The organism is Paenibacillus sp. sg306046, from assembly GCF_059821225.1.
On the sequence record NZ_JCAMRT010000019.1, the window covers coordinates 47,726 to 68,503 of the forward strand.

The 20,778-nt window shown below is 53.5% G+C and carries 19 protein-coding genes, 1 pseudogene and 1 riboswitch; of the genes and pseudogenes, 6 read left to right on the top strand and 14 right to left on the bottom strand.

Annotation, left to right across the window (positions count from 1 at the left end; genetic code table 11):
- Positions 1-56 precede the first annotated feature (56 nt).
- From AC6ROY_RS18750 to AC6ROY_RS18775, 6 genes and pseudogenes are all read right to left on the bottom strand, one after another.
- Positions 57-467, bottom strand: coding sequence for an exo-beta-N-acetylmuramidase NamZ domain-containing protein (locus AC6ROY_RS18750; protein WP_500102121.1), 411 nt, complete (start codon positions 465-467; stop codon positions 57-59).
- A complete protein-coding gene (locus tag AC6ROY_RS18755; RefSeq protein WP_500102122.1) occupies positions 370-834 on the bottom strand; it encodes an exo-beta-N-acetylmuramidase NamZ domain-containing protein in 465 nt (154 codons plus the stop codon). The genes AC6ROY_RS18750 and AC6ROY_RS18755 overlap by 98 nt, the downstream gene beginning before the upstream one ends.
- A 156-nt stretch (positions 835-990) precedes the next feature.
- A pseudogene (locus AC6ROY_RS18760) lies at positions 991-1,332 on the bottom strand (ATP-binding cassette domain-containing protein); the annotation flags it as partial.
- Between the two features lie 185 nt (positions 1,333-1,517).
- The gene (locus AC6ROY_RS18765; protein WP_500102123.1) at positions 1,518-1,796 is read right to left on the bottom strand and encodes a hypothetical protein; all 279 of its coding nucleotides are present in this window, start codon (positions 1,794-1,796) and stop codon (positions 1,518-1,520) included.
- A gap of 312 nt (positions 1,797-2,108) precedes the next feature.
- Complete coding sequence (locus AC6ROY_RS18770) at positions 2,109-3,125, bottom strand: cytochrome d ubiquinol oxidase subunit II (protein WP_500102124.1); 1,017 nt, start codon at positions 3,123-3,125, stop codon at positions 2,109-2,111.
- Positions 3,126-3,137: 12 nt separating this feature from the next.
- Positions 3,138-4,466, bottom strand: a complete 1,329-nt coding sequence (locus tag AC6ROY_RS18775; RefSeq protein WP_500102125.1) for a cytochrome ubiquinol oxidase subunit I — start codon at positions 4,464-4,466, stop codon at positions 3,138-3,140.
- A gap of 237 nt (positions 4,467-4,703) precedes the next feature.
- On the opposite strand from AC6ROY_RS18775, the gene AC6ROY_RS18780 reads away from it, so the two are divergent.
- Positions 4,704-4,919 (top strand): YrzA family protein, encoded by a 216-nt coding sequence (locus AC6ROY_RS18780; RefSeq protein ID WP_500102126.1) that lies wholly within the window; start codon positions 4,704-4,706, stop codon positions 4,917-4,919.
- 93 nt (positions 4,920-5,012) lie between these two features.
- Here AC6ROY_RS18780 and AC6ROY_RS18785 read toward each other — a convergent pair whose 3' ends face one another.
- The gene (locus tag AC6ROY_RS18785; protein ID WP_500102127.1) at positions 5,013-6,308 is read right to left on the bottom strand and encodes a Gfo/Idh/MocA family oxidoreductase; all 1,296 of its coding nucleotides are present in this window, start codon (positions 6,306-6,308) and stop codon (positions 5,013-5,015) included.
- Between the two features lie 145 nt (positions 6,309-6,453).
- Between AC6ROY_RS18785 and AC6ROY_RS18790 the strand changes: the two genes are divergently transcribed.
- The 5 genes from AC6ROY_RS18790 (at position 6,454) to queF (ending at position 10,239) form a co-directional block, all read left to right on the top strand.
- Positions 6,454-7,323 (top strand): AraC family transcriptional regulator, encoded by an 870-nt coding sequence (locus AC6ROY_RS18790; RefSeq protein ID WP_500102128.1) that lies wholly within the window; start codon positions 6,454-6,456, stop codon positions 7,321-7,323.
- 230 nt (positions 7,324-7,553) lie between these two features.
- A riboswitch (PreQ1 riboswitch) is annotated at positions 7,554-7,597 on the top strand.
- Between the two features lie 138 nt (positions 7,598-7,735).
- The gene (gene queC, locus AC6ROY_RS18795) at positions 7,736-8,413 is read left to right on the top strand and encodes a 7-cyano-7-deazaguanine synthase QueC (protein WP_500102129.1); all 678 of its coding nucleotides are present in this window, start codon (positions 7,736-7,738) and stop codon (positions 8,411-8,413) included.
- Entirely contained in the window at positions 8,410-8,853 is a 444-nt protein-coding gene (locus tag AC6ROY_RS18800) for a 6-pyruvoyl trahydropterin synthase family protein (RefSeq protein ID WP_500102130.1), read from the top strand. The genes queC and AC6ROY_RS18800 overlap by 4 nt, the downstream gene beginning before the upstream one ends.
- Entirely contained in the window at positions 8,846-9,586 is a 741-nt protein-coding gene (queE, locus tag AC6ROY_RS18805; protein ID WP_500102131.1) for a 7-carboxy-7-deazaguanine synthase QueE, read from the top strand. The genes AC6ROY_RS18800 and queE overlap by 8 nt, the downstream gene beginning before the upstream one ends.
- A 155-nt stretch (positions 9,587-9,741) precedes the next feature.
- Complete coding sequence (gene queF / locus AC6ROY_RS18810; protein WP_500102132.1) at positions 9,742-10,239, top strand: preQ(1) synthase; 498 nt, start codon at positions 9,742-9,744, stop codon at positions 10,237-10,239.
- A gap of 246 nt (positions 10,240-10,485) precedes the next feature.
- Here queF and AC6ROY_RS18815 read toward each other — a convergent pair whose 3' ends face one another.
- The 7 genes from AC6ROY_RS18815 to AC6ROY_RS18845 all read right to left on the bottom strand — a co-directional run bounded on the left by AC6ROY_RS18815 (position 10,486) and on the right by AC6ROY_RS18845 (position 20,590).
- Positions 10,486-11,859 carry a DEAD/DEAH box helicase gene (locus AC6ROY_RS18815; RefSeq protein WP_500102133.1) on the bottom strand — a complete coding sequence of 458 codons (1,374 nt, stop codon included), beginning with the start codon at positions 11,857-11,859 and terminating at the stop codon, positions 10,486-10,488.
- 296 nt (positions 11,860-12,155) lie between these two features.
- A complete protein-coding gene (locus tag AC6ROY_RS18820) occupies positions 12,156-13,646 on the bottom strand; it encodes a tagaturonate epimerase family protein (RefSeq protein ID WP_500102134.1) in 1,491 nt (496 codons plus the stop codon).
- Positions 13,647-13,685: 39 nt separating this feature from the next.
- A complete protein-coding gene (gene uxaC / locus AC6ROY_RS18825) occupies positions 13,686-15,095 on the bottom strand; it encodes a glucuronate isomerase (protein ID WP_500102135.1) in 1,410 nt (469 codons plus the stop codon).
- A 112-nt stretch (positions 15,096-15,207) separates the two neighbouring features.
- Entirely contained in the window at positions 15,208-16,659 is a 1,452-nt protein-coding gene (locus tag AC6ROY_RS18830; protein ID WP_500102136.1) for a glycoside hydrolase family 28 protein, read from the bottom strand.
- Positions 16,660-17,017: 358 nt separating this feature from the next.
- Positions 17,018-17,893: a carbohydrate ABC transporter permease gene (locus AC6ROY_RS18835; RefSeq protein ID WP_500102137.1), complete on the bottom strand. Its 876-nt coding sequence runs from the start codon at positions 17,891-17,893 to the stop codon at positions 17,018-17,020.
- Positions 17,894-18,028: 135 nt separating this feature from the next.
- A complete protein-coding gene (locus AC6ROY_RS18840) occupies positions 18,029-18,979 on the bottom strand; it encodes an ABC transporter permease (RefSeq protein ID WP_500102138.1) in 951 nt (316 codons plus the stop codon).
- A gap of 87 nt (positions 18,980-19,066) precedes the next feature.
- A complete protein-coding gene (locus AC6ROY_RS18845) occupies positions 19,067-20,590 on the bottom strand; it encodes an extracellular solute-binding protein (RefSeq protein ID WP_500102139.1) in 1,524 nt (507 codons plus the stop codon).
- Between the last annotated feature and the right edge of the window lie 188 nt (positions 20,591-20,778).

Consider the following 20,778-nt stretch of genomic DNA (forward strand, 5'->3'; position numbering starts at 1 on the left):
TAACGCGCGGTGATGTCCCGCAAGCTCTGCGCTTAACCCAGACGCTACAGCACCAGCTAATCGCCGGTCAGCAGCTCAATGAACCTCCGTCCCCCCTCGCGTACCGGAAGCAAAAACTCCAGCTGCTGCGGATACAGCAGTTGAACTGCCTTCAGCAGCGTCAGCCCCGTACTGACCGCCAGGAAAGCTTGCGAATCGGTGACAAACAGCTGCACCCCGCCGCAAAGCTGCCCCTGATGCTTCGAGAAGGTTGGCGACAGGTAGACCGGATGCGCGTGTACGCCGGGCAGCCCGATTTCCGTATACGTCATCCCGCGCCGCCAGCCGGACATCGTCACAAACTTCAGCTCGCAGCGCCGGGCCAGCCGCTCATTCACCCACTGTGCATACTCCCCGATGGTCAGACCGGTCGCATACGGCCTCCCTGCCAACGCGCCAACCAGCGACTCGTAGCCCGGCTGCAGCAAGCCGCCCTCGACCCGCAGTCCGCCCAGCGGATGCGAGTCCGTCCAGCACGTACAACGACTTGCCGGTTTCCGGGCATGCCTCCATCATATACACAAGCGTGGAATTATACGTATAGAAGCGAACGCCCTTATCCTGCATGTCAAACAGCACCGTGTCCACATCGGCCAGCAGCGCCGCATCCGGCTTTTTCCGGGCGCCATCGGCAGCTGTACATGGAAATGTCCAGCTGCCGATGGCGCTCATCCTCAAAGCGAACTCCAGCGGCACAAGCACCAGCGAACTGAGTGCGCTGAATGCAAATACTTTGGTCATGTCGCGGTAACCCGACCCTGTGGCCTTTACGACGATCGCGCCTAAATTTTTCATTCGTCATTTCCTCCTCGGTTTGGTTCGGCTGACAGCTACAGCCTAGCTACAGCAGAATCCGCTCCTCGCTGGCAGGATCACAGAAAGGCGCCTTGCTCATATCTAGCACAAAGTTCTTCAATTGTCCAATCGTCGCCTGAGTTTCCGGGTGCACCTGTTCATCACGACAATCCGTTCGCCGAGCGTCATCGCTTCGACCTGGTCACGGGTGACATACACAATGATCGCGCCGAAACGCTTGTGCAGCTCGGACAGCTCAAACCGCATCTCAATCCGCAGCTTGGCGTCGAGGTTGGACAACGGCTCATCGAACAAAAGCACTTGCGGATCGCGGACAATCGCCCGACCGACGGCTACCCGCTGGCGTTGGCGTCCGGACAGCTCGCAAGGCTTGCGCTCCAGCATCTCGTCCAGCCCGAGAATTGCAGAGGGGGACTTGACCTTCTCGTGATTTTCCGACTTCGGCCGCTTCAGGTTCTTCGAGCCGGACGGCAAATTCCTGATCTTCAATCGTAAAGCTCAAACCGGCTACCGCCGTGAAACTGCCTCTATTCTCATCTTCGTACTCCTTGCGGACATTGTCAAATACGACGCGCGCCATATGATCTCCTCCTAGCCTTTAACAGCTTCGATGGTGATACCTTGCAGGAAGTATTTTTGCAAGGAGAAAAACAGCACGATCATCAACAGCGCGCCGGCATAATGGCCCCGAAATCCATAGACACAGCGAAAATCATCGCCGTATACGTATCGCTGAGGTCAAACGTATTGATCACCAGAATATACAAAGGAATCAGCGTCACTTGAGCCGGAATCATCTGCCGCTGGAAGGTCTCCGATGCGGTTGAATCCTGAAACGAACCGATCAGCATCCAGTAAAACGGAATAACGGTCATCAAGGACCAGAAGGACAATACGACGAACGCCAGTGTGATCAGGAACGATTTATTCGTTTGTGTCATCAGTCATCGCCCCCTTCCCTAGTACTCGATATCAGAAGTTGTACTCGGTTCCACCCGGATGAAGTCCTTTTTGGGGCATCGTCATATCCGTACAAGTCGTTCCGTGCAGACTAAGGACAAAAAATGCCTTTGCAACCTGAAAATCCATCGTTGTAAAGGCATCTTGCTATTTATCGGGCCTTAGTCCGTTCCAGCTTGTATTTCCAGTACTTCGTATCGCTTAAAGCACATACCTTAGGGCAGATAACAGCATCAAACCAGCTATTCCGAAGCAAAGCCGCATCAACCATTTGTCCTGGCAGTCAAAGCGGTTCATGAGGTTTCTCCCTTCACATACTTGGCATTAAATAAAAACAGTCTGAGCAGCAGGATAAGCGCCGGAATCAAGAGTACGAGTCCCGCAACAAAGGATACGACTAACGCCCGCCCCATAGTCGGGTTTGTGACACTGCTGGACAGCGTCAAATTCGGGTAAAGCAAATAAGGCAGATGCGACAGCCCGTAGCCGAAAAAAGCACATGCAAACTGCAGCATAACCATCACAAATGCTGCGCCGTAGTTCTTCCGACGCCAAATCATCCAGACGGCCATCATAAAGCTTGCCAGTGACAGACCAAACAGCCACCAAACCTCGAGCGTATTTTCGAAATGCTCCCGATTGTGATTACGGAGCGCAATAAAGACGAAGAGGCTGGAAATGATCGTCGGTATCCCTCCCCATAAAGCAAATGAGCGAAGCCATTCAAGTGCTCTCCGATCTTCCGCATGATCAGCGTAATACGTCAGGAAGGTCGAGCTGATAAATAGAACACTCGAAATGGCAAGAAGCACGACCGCCCAAGAATAGGCGCTAAAAAACAGTTCTTCCATGAGTAGTGTAACGTTATTTTCGCCGACAGACAAAAAACCGCCCTCCGAAATGGTAAACACGGTCGATAGGGCTGCTGGTATTAGCAGTCCCGTCGCCCCATATGCAAATAGATAAACGTTGCTTTTCTTGGCGCCATAGTTGGCGAACGCATAGAAGGATCCACGGACAGCGAGCAGAACGAGCGCAATGCTTCCAGGGATCAGCAAGGCCGTTCCGTAATAATAGGCGGTTTCCGGAAAAAAACCGATGATCCCGACGAAAAAGAAGACAAGAAATACATTCGTCACTTCCCAAACCGGAGACAAATAACGCGAGATCACAGGTCCAATAACGGTTTCGATTCCGATTACCTTGCCATAGTAAGCGTAAAACCCGGCACCGAAATCGATGGATGCCACAATTAAGTAGCCGTACAGGAAAATCCAGAGAATCGTGATGCCAAGCTGATCAAGCGTCATGTCCAGGTCCTCCTATAAAATAATCCGGCGTTCTTCAAGCTCAAGCTCCGCCGGTTTATTGCGGAACAGCCGACTAAGCACGAGCAGGCAAACAATACCTAGCAAGAGATACAAAGCGGCGAACAGCCAAAACGCAGCGCCGACATTCGGATTTGTTGTAGACGCGTCGGACACACGCATGTATCCCCTCAGAATCCATGGCTGTCTGCCTACTTCCGCATAAAACCAGCCCAGCTCAATGGCAAGCAAAGAAAATGGTCCCCCCGCAAAAATTCCCCACAGCATCCAGCGATTATAGGCGTTCCATCGCTTCATTCGGATCAGGATAAGGAACAGAACAGAAATACCAAACAAGTAAAATCCGATGCTAACCATAGCATCAAATAAATAATGTACATACAATGGAGGCCTCTCATCCTTTGGAAAGTCGTTCAGTCCCACAACACTTCCGTCTGGATCGTGCGTTGCCAGAAGACTGAGCGCCCAAGGAATTTTGATCGCTCCAGTGATCTCGTTCGTATCCGGATTCAAGTGACCTCCAATAATAAGCGGGGCCCGGCTGCCTGTTTCAAAATGCCATTCAGCTGCAGCCAGTTTTTCAGGCTGCGCTTCGGCTAGAAACTTGGCCGAAAGATCCCCTATCCAAATCGTAGCCGCCGCGAGAATCACTCCCGTCAACATATTGAGCCGAATGGATTTTTTGTAATAGTCATGCTTGCGCCCTCTCAGCATTGAGAAGGCGGCAATCATGGCTAAAACGAAGGCTGACGTTAAGTAGGCGGAGGACAATACATGCGCTACTTTGGAAGGCGTCGCCGGATTAAGCATAGCCGCGAGCGGATCAAGATTGGTCAGCTTGCCATTTTCGAATGTAAAGCCTTGTGGCGTATTCATAAAAGCATTCACCATTGTGATAAACAATGCGGAAGCAGATGATCCGATGACGATCGGAAGGGTTAACAGCCAGTGGAAATATGGATTGGAGAAGCGGTTCCACGTATACAAATAGATACCAAGAAAAATGGCTTCAAAGAAAAACGCAAAGGTTTCCAAAAAAAGCGGCAGGCTGATCACGTTGCCAGCAAACCGCATAAACTCTGGCCATAGCAAGCTAAGCTGCAGTCCGATACACGTTCCAGTAACAACACCTACTGCTACGGTAATGACAAAGCCCCGTGTCCAACGGCGTGCCATCAGTGAATAATGCTGGTCTTTTTTCCTTATTCCTATCCATTCAGCGATCGAGATGAAGATCGGTATCCCAACCCCAACTGTGGCAAACAAGATATGAAAAGCAAGTGTCATTTCCGTTAAGCCGCGACTCCAATCCAACGAATGCACGATAGCGCCTCCTGCTTGAAAAATGTTGATGATGTACTAATTTTCTCCGCTCATTATTCCTTTCGTCGCCAAAACATATTCATCGCTTGACCCGATGGATTGGCAACCGTCCTGATCCCGAGAGAGATCGTCGCCAATTCTTGCTGCTTCCGCTATACTGGATAAAGAAAAACGACAGGGCCGCATCCTGGAGCTACAACCGGGTAAGGGCAACCGTCCATAAAGGAGACAGGCGCGATGGAGTTCAGGCTGGATTTGATTGAGGATAAGGTGGAATTTTTCGAAGCGTATGATTTGCGTACACTGGAGCGCAAGCTTGATGAGCAAATTACGAACAACAAGGCGCTGATGCTGCAGGTCGGCAGCGTTCAGCATCATGCCGTTTTCGACCCGAATGCAGGGAAAATGCTGTACAGCGCAGTCGTCCATTTTAAAGCCAGGCTGCGGACGTAAGCAGCGCTTAAAACCCCCGAAGCCTCGTCAAGGCTCCGGGGGTTGGCATTTGTATGGCTTCTGGAAGCAGATCGCTTCTGCTGCCGTGAATCTTTACTTGTGGAACTTCACCAAATCGTCAATTTGGACCGGCAACCCTGTGCGGATCGCACGGTTCGCTGCAATACCGGTCAAAATCGAACGCGCGCCGTCCACGTGGTCAGCCGCACGGTTGAAGCGGTCTTCCAGCGGTGTGCCGAAAATATCGTTCAGCAGCACAGGGTCGCCGCCGCCATGGCCGCCTACGCCTTCCTCGACTTCCACATCATACGGAGCGTCGAACATCGGGAAGACGGTCATCGTTTTGCCGCGCAGTGCGCCCTCAAGCGCCTTGTCGCCGCCCGAGTTGACGTAGGATTGCTCGACGATCGACATTTCCAGACGGCCCTTCGTGCCGTTGAAGGCGATACGGTAGCCTTCCCATGGCAGATAAGCATTCAGCGAGTAAGTCAGGATCGCTTTATTTTTATAACGGACGAGTACGCCCATCGTATCTTCGATGTTGATGCCGTCGCCGAACACGCTTTGGTCGCGACGGTAGCCGTCTTCATGCTCAGCGTCCAGGTACATCGCCTTCAGGTTCGGGTTCGAATCCAGATGCAGCGCAAACGGATCGTCCTTCGCGTTCGGATTGCCGGTTGCGCGATCGTAGAACTTCGTCTCGCCGCGGTTTTCGGCGTTTTCACGGCCGTAGAACAGCAAGTCGCCGTAGGCGAATACGGATTCCGGCTGGGAGCCGATCCAGAAGTTAACGAGGTCGAAGTGATGCGTCGATTTATGGACCAGCAGACCGCCGCTGTTGCGCTTGTCCCGGTGCCAGCGACGGAAATAGTCCGCGCCATGCTTGGTGTTCAGCAGCCATTCGAAATGAACGGATGTCACTTGACCGATCACGCCGTCCTCGATCAGCTCGCGAGCTTTCGTATGGTGCGGCGCGTAACGATAGTTGAACGTAACGCGAACGTTTTTGCCTGTGCGCTCAACCGCGTCCAAAATTTCCTGGCACTTGTCTTCGTCCACGGTCATCGGCTTCTCGGTAATGACGTCGCAGCCAAGCTCCAGTGCACGAATAATATAGGTGTGGTGCGTCCGGTCCACGCTCGTTACAATGACAGCATCCGGCTTGTGCTCGGCGATCATTTTGTCGAACTCTTCCGACTTGTACGTAGCAACGGCTTCATAATCGTATTTTTCAACCAGCTTTTTGTTCGCATAATTCATCCGCGTCTGGTTGATATCGCAAAATGCAAGCAGCTGTGAAGTCTCTCTGTAATGAGTGGCAATTGCCGCATAGAAAAACTCGGCGCGTCCCCCTGAACCGACCAATACATAGGTTTTTTTAGCGCTCATGACTTGTCGCCTCCGTAAAGTTCAATTGTTCGTTTCTCCCTATCATCATAGCGCAATATAGAATGTATTTCTGCTCATTTCCTGCTAGAATATTTGATAATCACGCATATTTTGCTATACTAATGACAGGAAGAGAGGTGCCGCCATGCGAGATATCCAAACGATCAGCTTCGGCCGGATGTCCGACCCGTTGTACGTCGAATACGCGAAACGGAGCACCGCGTTCAGTATGACGGACAATCATTTTCATCCTTACTACGAAATTTATTACATGCGTACCGGCCAGCGAATGTACTTCATCAAGGATTCTTCGTATCCGATTCAGCAGGGCGACCTGGTGTTTATCAATAAATACGAGCTGCACAAAACGCTGCAGTCCGGCACAGGCGGTCATGAGCGCGTCATTCTGCACTTCGACGACCGCTTCATCCATGCGATGGGCGAACAGCAATCGAAGCTGCTGCTCAGCCCGTTCCAGCAGGACAGTCCGGTGCTTCGGCTGCCGGAAGCGCAGCGGTCCTTAATCGAGGATCATATCGACCGGCTGGACGAGGAGCTGACGACGAAGCCTGTGGGCTACGAGCTGTACGTTTCCCATGCGGCTGTTGACCTGCTGCTGCTGTCGGCCCGGTTCTTGCAGCAAAATGCGCCGGTCGATATCGCCTACTCCACCCCGATGCACAAAAAAATATCCGAGGTCGTCCGCTTCCTGAACCAGCACTACGCCGAACCGATCCATTTGACGATGCTTTCCGAGCAGTTTTTCGTCAGCCCGTATTATTTGAGCCGGATGTTTAAGGAAGTGACCGGCTTTACGCTGATTGATTACCTCAATCTGACACGGATTCGCGAAGCCCAACGCCAGCTGCGGGAAACGGAGTTGAAAATCATCGACGTGGCCGCCAATGTCGGCTTCGATAATTTCTCGCATTTCGGCAAGACGTTCAAAAAAATTACCCGCACCTCGGCCCGCTCCTATCGGATGCAGCAAAAAGCGAAGCAGCCGACAAGCTGAGCCAAGGCTGGGATGCCCGTATGAGGCCCTGACGCGGCGGGGGCGACGGCGCGGCGGGAAAATCGAGTAGCTTCATCATCATCCCGTAGTCCATCGTCCCAGAGCTGCTTAGAACGGGATTCCTTGACGAGAAGCACTGGAAGAAACTGACCTCTCTTCACTCCTCGCCGCATGTGTGGTACAATACGCAAGAAAACTAAAGAAGAATACCGGCTGCGGACCTGTGCCGCCCGGGAGAGGTTCGCGAACTCCCTCTATAAAAAACTAAGTCAAAGCGATGACCCTGCTTGCGGGTATCGTCGTTTTTGCGTTCGGCGCGAAGCGGGTCCCCCGTTTCGCGCCGATTCTTTAGTCCCATAGAGAAGCCTGACCGGATCTCTTTCTTCTCAAACCTGAGAGGAAGATGATAACCATGCAAGAAAACAAAGCGATCGTCGTATTCAGCGGCGGTCAGGACAGCACGACCTGCCTGTTCTGGGCCAAGCAGCGTTATGCGGCTGTTGAAGCGATTACGTTTGATTACGGCCAGCGGCACCGGCTGGAAATTGAGGTGGCCTCCGACATCGCCCGCGAGCTGAACGTCCCGCACCGGGTGCTGGACATGTCGCTGCTCGGGCAGCTTACGTCCAACGCGCTGACGCGAACCGAAATTCCGGTCGAACAGCAGGAAGGCTCGCTGCCGACGACCTTTGTGGACGGACGAAACTTGCTGTTTCTGTCGTTCGCCGCTGTCGCCGCCAAGCAGCTTGGGGCGCGGCATATTGTCACCGGCGTTTGTGAGACGGATTTCAGCGGGTATCCGGACTGCCGTGACGTCTTTGTGAAGTCGTTGAATGTGACGCTGAATTTGGCCATGGATTACCCGTTTGTGCTGGAAACGCCGCTGATGTGGCTGAACAAAGCGCAGACGTGGGAGCTGGCCGCCCAGCTCGGCGCCTTTGACTTTGTCCGGGAACGGACACTTACCTGCTACAATGGCATCGTCGCGGACGGCTGCGGACAATGCCCGGCCTGCAGGCTGCGGCGCCAGGGGCTGGATGACTATATGGCGGCGTCCATCCAGACGTACGGAAAGGAGGCTGCGCAATGATTCAGCAAATCTACCCTTCCGTCCCCCATACTTATAGTTATGAGCTGAATAAGGACCTGCAATTTGCCGCAGCGCACCGCGTGCCGTCCGAGCTGGCCGGACGCTGCCAGCAGCTGCACGGCCACACGTACTTTGCCAATATCACGGTGGCGGGCGACACGCTGGACGAATGCGGCTTCCTCGTTAATTTCTCCGCACTCAAGCAGCTTATTCACGGACGGTTCGATCATACGGTGCTTAACGACGACACCGACAGCTTCAGCGAGCAGCAGCCGGACCGGTTTCCGACGACCGAGGTCGTCGCCCGGACGATCGCCGAGCTGGTGCAGCGTTATCTGGATCAGACGGTCAACCGCCCGCGTTGTCTGCAGGTGTATGTCCGTGAAACGCCGACCAGCTATTGCATTTACCGGCCCAAGGCAGGTGGCGCGGATGCTTGATCCGAAGCGCGAAACGCGGATTCCGGTGCTGGAAATATTTGGACCGACCGTCCAAGGCGAAGGCCGCGTCATCGGCCGGAAGACGATGTTTGTCCGGACAGCCGGTTGCGATTACAGCTGTGCGTGGTGCGATTCCGCCTTTACATGGGACGGCAGCGGCAAAGCTGACATCCGCTGGCTGACGGCGGCGGACATCGTCGCCGAGCTGCAGGCCATCGGCGGAGACACGTTCGCCCATGTGACCTTATCCGGCGGCAATCCGGCACTCCTCCCGCAGCTCGGCTCGCTCGTCGAGCTGCTGCATGCGCAGGGCGTCGCCGTTGCGCTGGAGACGCAGGGCAGCCGCTGGCAGGACTGGTTTCTGCACATCGACGACCTGACCTTGTCGCCGAAGCCGCCCAGCTCCGGTATGACCCCCAACTGGCCGATGCTGGATGACATCGTCGCACGGCTGCTGGACTCCGGACGGGAGCTCAGTCTCAAGGTCGTCGTTTTCGACGAAACCGATCTGCAATTTGCCGCGGAGGTGCATGAACGGTATCCGCAGGTTCCATTTTACGTGCAAGCGGGCAACGCACAGCTGCAGGAGACGGCGAGCGAGCGGCTGCTGCCTTACTTGCTGCAACGGTACCAGTGGCTGATCGACCAGGTGATGTCCCACCGCCAGCTAAAGCAGGTTCATGTGCTGCCCCAATTGCACACCTGGGTATGGGGCAACAAAAAAGGCGTCTGAGCCATATCGCAAACCATGGACAGGTCGGCAGCATGCACAGGCTATCGGCGGCAGACCGTATTTTCTGTGCAAAGCTGCAGGCCTGTTGCCTGTTGATCCCCGCAAGCGACGCCTTGCGCTGCTGCTGACAACGATGACAAGGAGCAATGACGACCATGACAGGAAGAACCGAACAAGAACTGCACGGCATTACCCAGCTCGGCAGTCAAGGAACCGATTACCGGTTTCAATATGCGCCAGACATTCTGGAAGCGTTCGACAACAAACACCCGAACCGCGACTATTTCGTCAAATTTAATTGTCCCGAATTTACCAGCCTGTGCCCGATGACCGGACAGCCGGATTTTGCCACGCTTTATATTTCCTATATTCCGGACCGGCGCATGGTCGAAAGCAAATCGCTAAAGCTGTATTTATTCAGCTTCCGCAACCACGGCGATTTTCATGAAGACTGTATGAACATTATTATGAATGATTTGATCGCCTTGATGCAGCCGCGATATATTGAGGTTTGGGGCAAATTTACGCCGCGCGGCGGCATCTCGATTGATCCATACTGCAATTGGGGCGCGCCCGGCACGAAATACGAACAAATGGCCGACTACCGGCTTATGAATCATGATCTATATCCCGAGCGTGTAGATAACCGTTAACCACTAAGCCAGTCAGTTCCAGCTTCACGCCCAGCAGAAAAAGCCGCAAAGACCAACGGTCCTTGCGGCTTTTTCGCCTTGCCTGCGCTTGCTAGGCTTTGTGCCTTGCCTGTGCTTGCTCAGGCTTGTGCTTTGCCTACGCTTGCTAGGCTCTTTGCGCTTGTCCAAGGCTGGAACGTTACTACGCGCCATCCTCAGCCTGTAAGTTGAATGTACGACGCTTGGACCAGTCGCCTGCCCGGCCGCTTACGACTTGCCTCTGGCCTTGGGCCGGTTCGCCGCAAATGAAGACCCCGCGCCGCCCGGCGTACCTGTCCGGCTTCCCTGCCTGCTGCCGGGCTTACCCGTACTGCCGGCTTTAGCGCCAACTGCCGCCTGATGACGTCCCTGACCGCCGGACGCTCCTTGTCTTGGCTTCCCCTGCCCTTGTCGCGGGGACTGTCGGCCTGCAGGCGCCGCCGCTTCAGGCGGCTTCGTTGTGACCAGCATCGGATACGGATGCTCGCGTACGACCGGGACCGTTTTGCCGATGACCTTCTCGATGTCCTTGAGATAAGCCTTTTCTTCAAAGTCGCAAAACGAAATCGCTGTACCGCTGAGTCCCGCCCGCCCGGTGCGGCCGATCCGGTGAACGTACGTTTCCGGAATATTCGGCAGATTAAAGTTAATCACATGCGCCAGCTCGTCGATGTCGATACCTCGCGCTGCAATATCCGTTGCGACAAGCACGCGGGTCGTACCGTTTTTGAAATTGCCAAGCGCGGCTTGTCTTGCGTTTTGCGATTTATTGCCGTGAATCGCCTGCGCGCTGATGCCCGCCCGCGCCAGATCACGCACAACCCGGTCAGCGCCATGCTTCGTACGCGTAAAGACAAGCACCGAGGAAATCGACTTGTCCTCCAGCAGATGAATCAGCAGCTTCTGCTTGTTGTCCTTGTCCACAAAATAAACGGACTGGGCAATTTTTTCCACCGTTGAGGACACAGGCGTAATTTCCACCTTGACCGGATCGACCAAAATCGTCTTGACCATCTGGGCAATTTCAGGCGGCATCGTCGCGGAAAACAGCAGCGTCTGTTTTTTGCTCGGGATTTTCGCTACGATCCGTTTGACATCGTGAATAAAGCCCATATCCAGCATCCGATCGGCTTCATCCAGCACGAAAATCTGCAAATGCTGCAAATCAACGAAGCCTTGATTCATCAAATCAATAAGCCGTCCCGGCGTCGCCACCAAAATGTCGACGCCCTGTTTAAGCACCGTCTCCTGCGGCTTCTGCGACACACCGCCGAAGATGACGTTGCTGCGCAGCGAGGTATGGCGGCCGTATGCCTGCAAGTTATCGTAAATTTGAATCGCCAGCTCGCGCGTCGGCGTCAAAATCAAGGAACGGATGTGGCGTTTACCCGGCTTTGCCCCCTGCTTTTGGCTGAGCAGCTGCAAAATCGGCACGGCAAACGCCGCCGTCTTGCCCGTTCCCGTCTGGGCACAGCCGAGCAAGTCGCGACCGGCCAGCACCGGCGGAATCGCCTGCTCCTGAATCGGTGTCGGCTTCGTATAGTTTTCCTGCTCCAGTGCTTTCAAAATCGGCGGTATAATGTTCAAGTCCTTAAAATTCATGTGATCTCCCTTATTCGTCCCATTCCAACCTTCACGCAGCCAAAGCCTTGCGAAAAGTCGCTGCCTCCTATCATATACGAAAGCTCGACAGAAGTACATGGGCGACCGCTGCGCTCATCCATTATTCTGCGGTTCCTCCAACCGTCCTGCGCTCCTTTCACATCTGAGCCAGGCTTCTGCTTCGGCCGTTGATCCATTGGAGCGTCATGCAAAAAGCTGCCCCCCACGCAACAGGTGCGTGAAGAACAGCTTGTAGATGGAAAGGATGAATCATAGGCTCTTGATCCAAGTAATGCTTATTTACCCAGCAGGGACAAATGCTTGCCGATATGCACGCCCAAACCCTCAGCGTATTGCTCTTCATATTCGGTCAGCGTAGCAAAGAACTCGTCGGCGAACAGCTTGCCGCCGTTTTCGTCCTTCGCTTGCAGCAAAATGCCGTACGTGATGTGCAGCAGCTGACGTGCGTTGTTTTCGTTCATGTACTCAGGCAGCTCAGCGTCGCTCGTTTCAGCCAGCGGACGAATCGCGCTGATATCTGTCGTTACATGGTAGTAAGCCGTTGCCTCTTCGAAATGATCCAGCGCATGCTGGTGCATCCGGCGGTACAGGGAAGGCGCAACCTTGGCAATGACGCGAACGGCTTCCAGCCAGTTCGTACCAGCTGTTTTAACATGGAAGCGGCCCTTCGTGTACTTGCCGACCAGTTGGAACACGCTGAACTTGTCGCTGCCGGAGTGAATGCTCAGCTTGTAGCCGAAATGGTCAGCAATCGCGGCATGAGCCTGCAGCTCGCGCTCGAATTGCGCGATGTCGCCGATGTAGTCGATTCCTTTTTGGAACTCGCCGCAGAAACGCGGCGCCATGCTGAACATTTTGATGCCGCGCAGGTACAACTCGTTTGCAACGAGGAAGTGCGCTTCCGGCGATGTCGGCGTTTCGGTTTCGTCGATCGAAATTTCGAAGTCAACTGCACCGTTCAGCTGTTCGATATATTTGCGGTAGATGCGCTCCATGAAGTTAATCGCCTCATGGTAAATCAGTACGTCGCGGACAAGCTCCTCACGCGTAAAGTTCAACGCTGCGCCTTCAATTTGCGGAGAGTTCGACAAGTACCGCGCTTCGTAGCCTTGACGAACATCTTCTGGAAGCTTCGCGAAGCGCTCTTCCAGCTCGGCTGCCGACAATGGAGCGATCGTGTTGTCAATGTTTTCGGAGCAATCCAGCGTCAGCATCGTGAAGCCGAGACGCAGCGCATATTCAATATCTTCTTCTTTTTTCAAGTGGTCGCCGTCGGCGCCGAAGCCGTCGCGGTAGCCTTCCTGGAACGCCGCGTAGCAAGCTGCATCCAGCACGTCTTCGTACGTGCGGCCCGTCAGCGCAAGCTCACGGATACTTTGCTGCGCCAGAATCGGACGCACATCTTTGCCAAGCACGGTACGGATATGTCCAGGGCTGGCGATGCCGAGACGATCACCCAGACCAAAGGTCGAAATTTGCGTACCAAACGCTTGCGGAGCCGTGTACGGCAAGTAGCGGTTCAGGACCAAACGGTTAGCGTGCGTCAGCGGGGCCAGCTTGCCGCCTTCAGTCGGCTCTCCGTCCAGCTCGCCCACAATCGGGCCGTCGCCGATTGCAAGCAGGCGTTTGCCTGCTTCAGTACGAACCATCAGCAATGTCGCGCCGTCCAGCTCTGTCAATGATTTTGGATACACCTTCACAAATGGGGAAGCCTCAACCGCTTGTCCTGCTTTAACCTGCTCGATTACGGATTGATAAGTTAACATTTAAATTCCATCCCTTCCTGTTCGGAAACTAATCGTCGCTTAAAAGTTGAAATAGCCGTCTGCGTTGTTATACGAAATGTTGCGCACCATATCGCCGAGCAGCTCCAAATCATGCGGAGCTTCGCCCTGAACGACCCATTCGCCGATCAAGTTGCACAAAATACGGCGGAAATATTCATGACGCGTGTAGGACAGGAAGCTGCGCGAATCGGTCAGCATGCCGACAAAGCGGCCGAGCAGGCCAAGATTTGCGAGTGCATTCATCTGCCACAGCATGCCTTCCTTCGTATCGAGGAACCACCAGGCAGAGCCAAGCTGGATTTTGCCCGGAATGCCTCCGCCCTGGAAGCAGCCGATCAGCGTGCCCAGCACATAGTTGTCCTTAGGATTAAGCGAGTACAAGATCGTACGCGGCAGCGAATCGTCGGAATCCAGCGCGTCAAGCAGCTTCGTAAGCGGATAAGCGAGATCGCTGTCATTGATCGAGTCAAAGCCCGTGTCAGGACCGAGCGTACGGAACATACGGGAGCTGTTGTTGCGGGCTGCGTTGATATGAAGCTGCATTGCCCAGCCAAGCTTCGCATAAGCACGGCCCAGGAACAGCAGGGTATACGTTTTGTACTGCTTTTCTTCTTCTAAGCTAACAGGCTCTCCGGCCAGCGCTTTGGCGTAAATCGCCGCCGCCTGATCTTTGGACACGTGTGCATAAGGCACATAGTCAAGAGCATGGTCAGACACGCGACCGCCCGCTTCATGGAAAAATGTAATGCGTGAATCAAGCGCCTGCAGGAACTGATCGTAGTTGTCGACTGGCAAACCGGACACTTCACCCAGCTTTTTCACCCATGGCAGATACGTTTCCCGGTTGATCTCCAGCCCTTTATCAGGACGGAACGAAGGCAGCACCTTCACATCGAAATCAGACAGCTCACGGATTTTCACATGATATTCCAACGAATCTGTCGGATCATCCGTCGTGCAGATAACCTTGACGTTGGACTTGACGATCAGATCGCGTGCGGAAAAACCTCCGGCTTCCAGTTGAGCGTTAACCTTCTCCCAGATGATTGGCGCATTTTGCTCGTTGATCAGCTCGTGTACGCCGAAGAAACGCTGCAGCTCCAGGTGCGACCAGTGGTACAGCGGATTGCCGAGCGTCTGCGGGACGGTTTTCGCGAATGCGAGGAAACGATCATAGTCGCTTACATCCGGACCGCCGGTTACAAACTCCTCAGGCACGCCATTCGAGCGCATCGCTCTCCATTTGTAATGGTCGCCATACAGCCAGGCTTCCGTCAACGTCTTGAACGATTTGTTTTCATAAATTTCTTGCGGGCTCAAGTGACAATGGTAATCAATAATCGGCATGTCCTTGGCGTAGTCATGGTACAAACGTACAGCCACTTCATTGGTTAACAAGAAGTTATCATCTAAAAATGGTTTGGACATTGTTTAGCCACCTCGTTTCGATCATGAACATAGTATACCGCAATATTGATGTGATTTCTTTTCATTTCATGCTGAAATTTCGTTTTTTTACGCATATTTTGCACGAATTTTCTTATTCACCGCTCCAAGTGGTCGCTTGTTCGACCAGCAGCGGCGTATCAGCATGCTTATGCCGACGTGTCAGCCCGTCCACAACGGCGTCCTCAACCTGCTCCAGCCGCAGCGCCGGACCTTGACGCGTCTCAATCCGTACCCGGTGCAGCTCCAGTCCTCGCACATGTTTGCACAGCATTCCTTCGCCAGCCATGACCAGCTCCTCGGCCACCATGTCCGGCTCGCCGCCCAGCTCGCTTGGGTCCGACGTCATTTCGATCGTTATATGGCTGAGCACCACATCCTCAATCGGCTGCTCCGGCAAGCCGTAAATGAATGCAGCAGCTGCGCGGGCATTAAGCGCCGTCACATCGCTGATGTGCAAGCCGCGGACAACCGGCGTTCCGTCTGTAACCGGCACCTTGTCAGGGCTTGTCATCAACGGATTGCTTTCATCCACGCCATGCTTGTAGAAGGCGTTAACCGCCAGCGGGCACAACACATCTTTCATAAAAATGTTGTTAATTCTCACATTTTCCACGCCGCCGCCGCGCGCCCGGTTTGTTTTCACCCGAATGCCGCGATCCGTGCCGATGAACACGCAGTTCGAAATCGTCACATCGCGGATGCCGCCAGCCGTCTCGCTGCCCAGAACTACGCCGCCATGCCCGTGCAGCATCGTGCAGTTCGTTACCGTGACGTGCTCCGTCGGGCGTCCGACCCGCCGTCCATCCTCGTCGATGCCGGATTTCAGACACAGGCAATCGTCGCCAACATCGAAGTGGCAATCGGAGATGTGAACGCTGGAGCATGAGTCCACATCGAATCCGTCGCCATTCGGCGTGTTGGACGGGTTGCGGAAGGTTACACCGCGCACGTTCACCTCATCGCAGTAGACGAGATGCGTGTTCCAGAACGGTGAGTTTTGCAGCGTGATGCCTTCAAGCACGACAAATCGGCAATCCAGCAGCTGCAGAAGCGGCGGCCGTAAAAATTGGGAATCCCACTCTACAATATTGCTTTTAGTCGTTTCGGTCAACTTGCGATTTCGCTCAACCAGCTCCAGGCGATGAACGGACTCCGGCAACCGCCCCTGCTTCAGTTCCCGATAGGCGTTCCACCATGCCTGACCTTGCCCGTCAATGACGCCTTCTCCCTTAATCGAAACCCGCTCCAGCTTATAACCATAGATCAGCGGCGCGTAGCCGTAGCACTCGTACCCCGACCAGCGGGTGAACGCCGGCGCGTAGTCATCGAATCGGTCGGAGAACCGCAGCGTTGCGCCTGCCTCCAGATAAAGCGTCATAAAGCTTTGCAGCTGGATCGGCCCGGTAATATAAGTACCTGCCGGTACGTAAACAGTGCCGCCCCCCGCGCTCGCGCATGCCTCAATCGCTGCTGCAATCGCAGCCGTGTTGTCAGTCACGCCGTCGCCGACTGCGCCGTGAGCCGTAATGTGATGAATTGCCATTTGATTTGTCTGTCTCCTTTCATCCGCCGTCAAGTCGAACGAGGTTGCATCGTAAACCCAAGGCGATGACAAAACCTCGGTGTCATGCAAAATCCATTCGCTATTCGGACGGGTTACCTAATTATGATAGTCGTTTGCCAATCTATTTTGCAAATCTACTTTGCAAATCTTTGGTAAGTCCATGCTCGCATGAGAGCACGCCTGTCAGCCGTCCTCCAGCAGCTTTTAGCGTAACGGCGCACAGACAGTGCCGCCTGCTTGGAGGCAGGCGGCACTGTCTGTGCGTGCAGGTTGCAGCCGCGTAGCAAGCGCAGCCTGTCCAATTGGTCCAGGCTTGCTGGCACGCGTCCATGTTTGATCAGCCTTTGATCGAGCCAAGCATCGCGCCTTTGGCAAAATGCTTCTGCAGGAACGGATACACGATAATGATCGGCAGCGTAGCAACCACGATAACCGCCATTTTAACCGATTGCTCGGGTGGAGGAACCGAATTGTCCAAGGACGTGTCATAGTCCATACCGCTTGCAAGGACAACGATTTGACGCAGCAGCACTTGAATTGGCCACATCGCGCTTTCATTCAGATACAAAATAGCGCTCATGTAAGTGTTCCAATACGTAACCGCATAGAACAGCGAGATCGTTGCAATCGCGGGCATCGACAGCGGCAGCACGATCCGGAACAAAATCCCCCAATCGTTGCAGCCGTCAATTTTAGCGGACTCCTCAAGCCCTTCCGGCACGTTCTGAAAAAAGTTTTTCAGGATGATCAAGTTAAACGCGCTGATCGCCGTCGGCAAAATCAAGGACGCGTACGTGTCAATCAATCCAAGCTCCTTCACCACAAGGAAGGTCGGAATAAGCCCGCCGCTGAACAGCATCGTAAAGACGACGAGAAACATGACAACATTCCGCCCGTCCAGATCCTTACGCGATAGCGCATATGCCATCAGCGCGGTTACGAACATACTGAAGCAGGTACCGACAAGGGTAACGCCAATCGACACACCCATTGCCTTGAAGATCGTATTGGTCGAGAAAATAAACTTGTACGCCTCCAGACTCCAGTCAGTCGGAATGAGCACGAACTTCCGAACCGCAAGCTCTGCGCTTGTCGTAAATGAACCCGCGACAACGTGAACAAACGGCAGCACCGTCACAAGACCGATAATCGCCAGCAGCACGATGTTGATTCCGTTAAACAATCGCCCGCCTAATGTTCTGTCTTCTACCATGATGGTTTGACTCCTCCCAGGCTTTCCATTCGGAAGGCCACTTCGTAAGCGTATTCTCCAGGCTTTTCGCAGAAAAGCCACTTCGTAAGCATATTCTCAGCTTTTTACTCAAAAGCAGATTCAAGCGGCTGGCAATTAGTAAACGCCGTCTTCGCCCATTTTTTTGGCGAGCCGGTTGGCGGCCATGACCAGAATCAGACCAATCAACGATTTGAAGAAACCAATCGCGGCGCTGTAGCTGAATTGACCTTGTCTCAGACCTGCCGTATATACGTACGTATCAATGATCTCGGCCACATTGCGGTTCATGGAATTCAAGAGCAAGTACACATGCTCGAACCCAAGCTCAAGAACATCGCCAATTTTCAATATCAGCAAGACAATAATAACGCTGCGAATCGCAGGCAACGTAATATGCCAAACCTGTCTCAGGCGTCCTGCGCCGTCCATACGGGCCGCTTCATACAACTGCGGGTCGATTGAAGCAATCGCCGCCAAATAAATGATTGTTCCCCAGCCCGCTTCTCTCCAGATGACTTGGAGAATGTAAGTCGGTCGGAACCATTCCGGGCTTAACAAAAAGTTTACTTCCGAAAAGCCGAAAAACTTCAGCAATTCATTGATAATACCGCCATCCATCGTCAGCATGACGAAGCTGATGGACACGATGATGACCCACGACATAAAGTGAGGCAAATACACGAGCGTCTGCACCGTTTTCTTGAACAATTCAATCCGGACTTCATTGAGCATCAGCGCAAGAATAATCGGAATCGGGAAATAAAACAGCAGGTTCATCCCGAACAAAATCAACGTATTGCCCAAAATATTCAGAAAATCAGGCTCGGTGAACAACCGTTCAAAATGCTTGAGGCCGACCCATTCGCTGCCAGTCATCCCCTTAAACGGCTTATAGTCCTGAAAGGAAATAATGAGCCCGTACATCGGGATATATTTGAAAATCAGAAAGTACAGCACTCCCGGCAACAACATGACGTAAATCCATTTGTTTTTCCACAGGCGTCTGTTCAGCTCGCTGCCCCGACGCGCCGTTGTCGATCTGGGCTGCACATGCGCTTCTTGCATCTCATATCTTCCTTTCCGGGAGGTAGTTGTTCGGGAAGGGCCGCCGCACAAGGACGGCGCCCTTTCCCGGAGTGAGACTACAACCGGTTATTTTTTGTAAACAGCGTTGAATTCTTCGATGATTTGGTTTCCTCCACGGCTTTTCCAGTTCTCAACAGCTTTCTCGAAGCCGGCTTTGTCCAGCTTGCCGTAGATGTACTGGTATGTCGCATCCTTGATCAGCTCTTGCAGCTGCACGCCTTTTTCCAAGTTCGTTTTGGATTCCAGAGCAGCGGTCGGATCGTTAACCGCATACTTTTGGTTTTCAAGCTTCAGCTCATCGGCTTTAACCCGGCCTGGCAGCGTGGACAATCCAACATAACGGCCAGTCGTGTCGTCGTCGCCGATCGCGCCGTCTGTGAACGGCTTCACTTCGCGCTCAATCAGCTCTTTGTTGTCTACTTTTTTCGCTTTATTGTTTTCGACAGTGTAGTGAACATCCTTGATGCCCCAGAAAGCAACGTTAGCTACTTCCGGCGTCATCATCTTGTCATAGAAAGCAAGGATAGATCTCAGCTTTGCCTCGTCCTTGATAGCTGACTTGGAGAACAGCACAACGTTTGCGTAGCCAGGCAGCGCCCATGCCGCATATTTGCCAGTTGGGCCTTTCACCATGCTGTGAACATCAATAACGGCCGTCGGTACGTTTTTGATGACATCCTTATGCAGCGTTTCGACATCGGTCATCGCGCCGATATACATACCCGCTGTGCCGTTCGTGAACAGCTTGACCTGATCCGTTTTGCTTGTAGCCGCGAAATCTTTATTGATCAAGCCTTCATCGCGCAGCTTCTTGAAGTAGTCCATCGTAGCGATGTATTCAGGGAAGGCGAACTCAGGCTGCAGCTTGCCGTCCTTCACGCCCCAGTTGTTAGGTACGCCCAGCCAAGCTCCGACTGTTTTGAACGCGCCATAGACGAGATCGTTACGGTCAGCGACGCCGATTGTATCGTTTTTGCCGTTGCCGTCAGGGTCCTTCTCAGCAAATGCTTTCATCATTGCATACAAATCTTCTGTCGTTTCCGGCGCCTTCAAGCCCAGCTTGTCAGCCCAGTCCTTCCGGTAAATAATGCCTTGGCGAGTCAAGTCAACGCCGCGATACAGCGAGTACAGCTTGCCGTCTACCTTGGTGTTGTTCAACACATCCGGCTTCATCTTGCTCAGATTCGGATAATCCTTCAGAAAAGGGCCGATTTCCCAGAACTGGCCGTCGCGGATCGCCGACTTCATCGTAATGAACGTCGCCTGGTTTTTCAGGTATACGACTTCCGGCAGCGCGCCTGTCGCCAATGTGGCGTTCAGCTTTTCTTCGTAGGTGTCAGCCGGGAAAAATTGATACTTGAGCTTCGTATTCGTCAGACGCTCCAGCTCTTTCTTAACCGTGTCTGTCGGCGACTCCGCTGTATTTAACGGAGACATAATTGTGAACTCAGCCGGCTTGGCGGCTTCATTCGGGCTTGCGGCGTCCCCTCCGGCCGCAGGCGCCTTATCTGCGCCGCCTCCACACGCGGCCAATGTCAAACTTGAAGCGAGCAAAACGCTCAGAGAAGCGAACATCTTTTTCTTTGTCATTGAAATCTCGACCTCCACAATTGATTTGCTGCAAGCTTTGTTACACGATTTTCTTTGGACAATGCGTCCGCTTGGCACAGGTGCTTCAATCACTTCATGCAAGCTGGAGCTGCGCATTGTGTCACGACGGCTCATCTACAGACGCTTTGGCTTAGCGTACCTCACGCTTTTAGCCGTTTGCCAAGCTT

Coding starts and splice junctions, on each gene's coding strand:
- queF (WP_500102132.1), top strand. CDS start 9,742: ATGACAGGAAGAACCGAACAAGAACTGCACGGCATTACCCAGCTCGGC.
- AC6ROY_RS18785 (WP_500102127.1), bottom strand. CDS start 6,308: ATGAGCGCTAAAAAAACCTATGTATTGGTCGGTTCAGGGGGACGCGCC.
- AC6ROY_RS18790 (WP_500102128.1), top strand. CDS start 6,454: ATGCGAGATATCCAAACGATCAGCTTCGGCCGGATGTCCGACCCGTTG.
- AC6ROY_RS18835 (WP_500102137.1), bottom strand. CDS start 17,893: ATGGTAGAAGACAGAACATTAGGCGGGCGATTGTTTAACGGAATCAAC.
- queE (WP_500102131.1), top strand. CDS start 8,846: ATGCTTGATCCGAAGCGCGAAACGCGGATTCCGGTGCTGGAAATATTT.
- AC6ROY_RS18765 (WP_500102123.1), bottom strand. CDS start 1,796: ATGACACAAACGAATAAATCGTTCCTGATCACACTGGCGTTCGTCGTA.
- AC6ROY_RS18780 (WP_500102126.1), top strand. CDS start 4,704: ATGGAGTTCAGGCTGGATTTGATTGAGGATAAGGTGGAATTTTTCGAA.
- AC6ROY_RS18815 (WP_500102133.1), bottom strand. CDS start 11,859: ATGAATTTTAAGGACTTGAACATTATACCGCCGATTTTGAAAGCACTG.
- AC6ROY_RS18830 (WP_500102136.1), bottom strand. CDS start 16,659: ATGGCAATTCATCACATTACGGCTCACGGCGCAGTCGGCGACGGCGTG.
- AC6ROY_RS18820 (WP_500102134.1), bottom strand. CDS start 13,646: ATGTTAACTTATCAATCCGTAATCGAGCAGGTTAAAGCAGGACAAGCG.
- uxaC (WP_500102135.1), bottom strand. CDS start 15,095: ATGTCCAAACCATTTTTAGATGATAACTTCTTGTTAACCAATGAAGTG.
- AC6ROY_RS18840 (WP_500102138.1), bottom strand. CDS start 18,979: ATGCAAGAAGCGCATGTGCAGCCCAGATCGACAACGGCGCGTCGGGGC.
- AC6ROY_RS18755 (WP_500102122.1), bottom strand. CDS start 834: ATGAAAAATTTAGGCGCGATCGTCGTAAAGGCCACAGGGTCGGGTTAC.
- AC6ROY_RS18770 (WP_500102124.1), bottom strand. CDS start 3,125: ATGACGCTTGATCAGCTTGGCATCACGATTCTCTGGATTTTCCTGTAC.
- AC6ROY_RS18800 (WP_500102130.1), top strand. CDS start 8,410: ATGATTCAGCAAATCTACCCTTCCGTCCCCCATACTTATAGTTATGAG.
- AC6ROY_RS18845 (WP_500102139.1), bottom strand. CDS start 20,590: ATGACAAAGAAAAAGATGTTCGCTTCTCTGAGCGTTTTGCTCGCTTCA.
- queC (WP_500102129.1), top strand. CDS start 7,736: ATGCAAGAAAACAAAGCGATCGTCGTATTCAGCGGCGGTCAGGACAGC.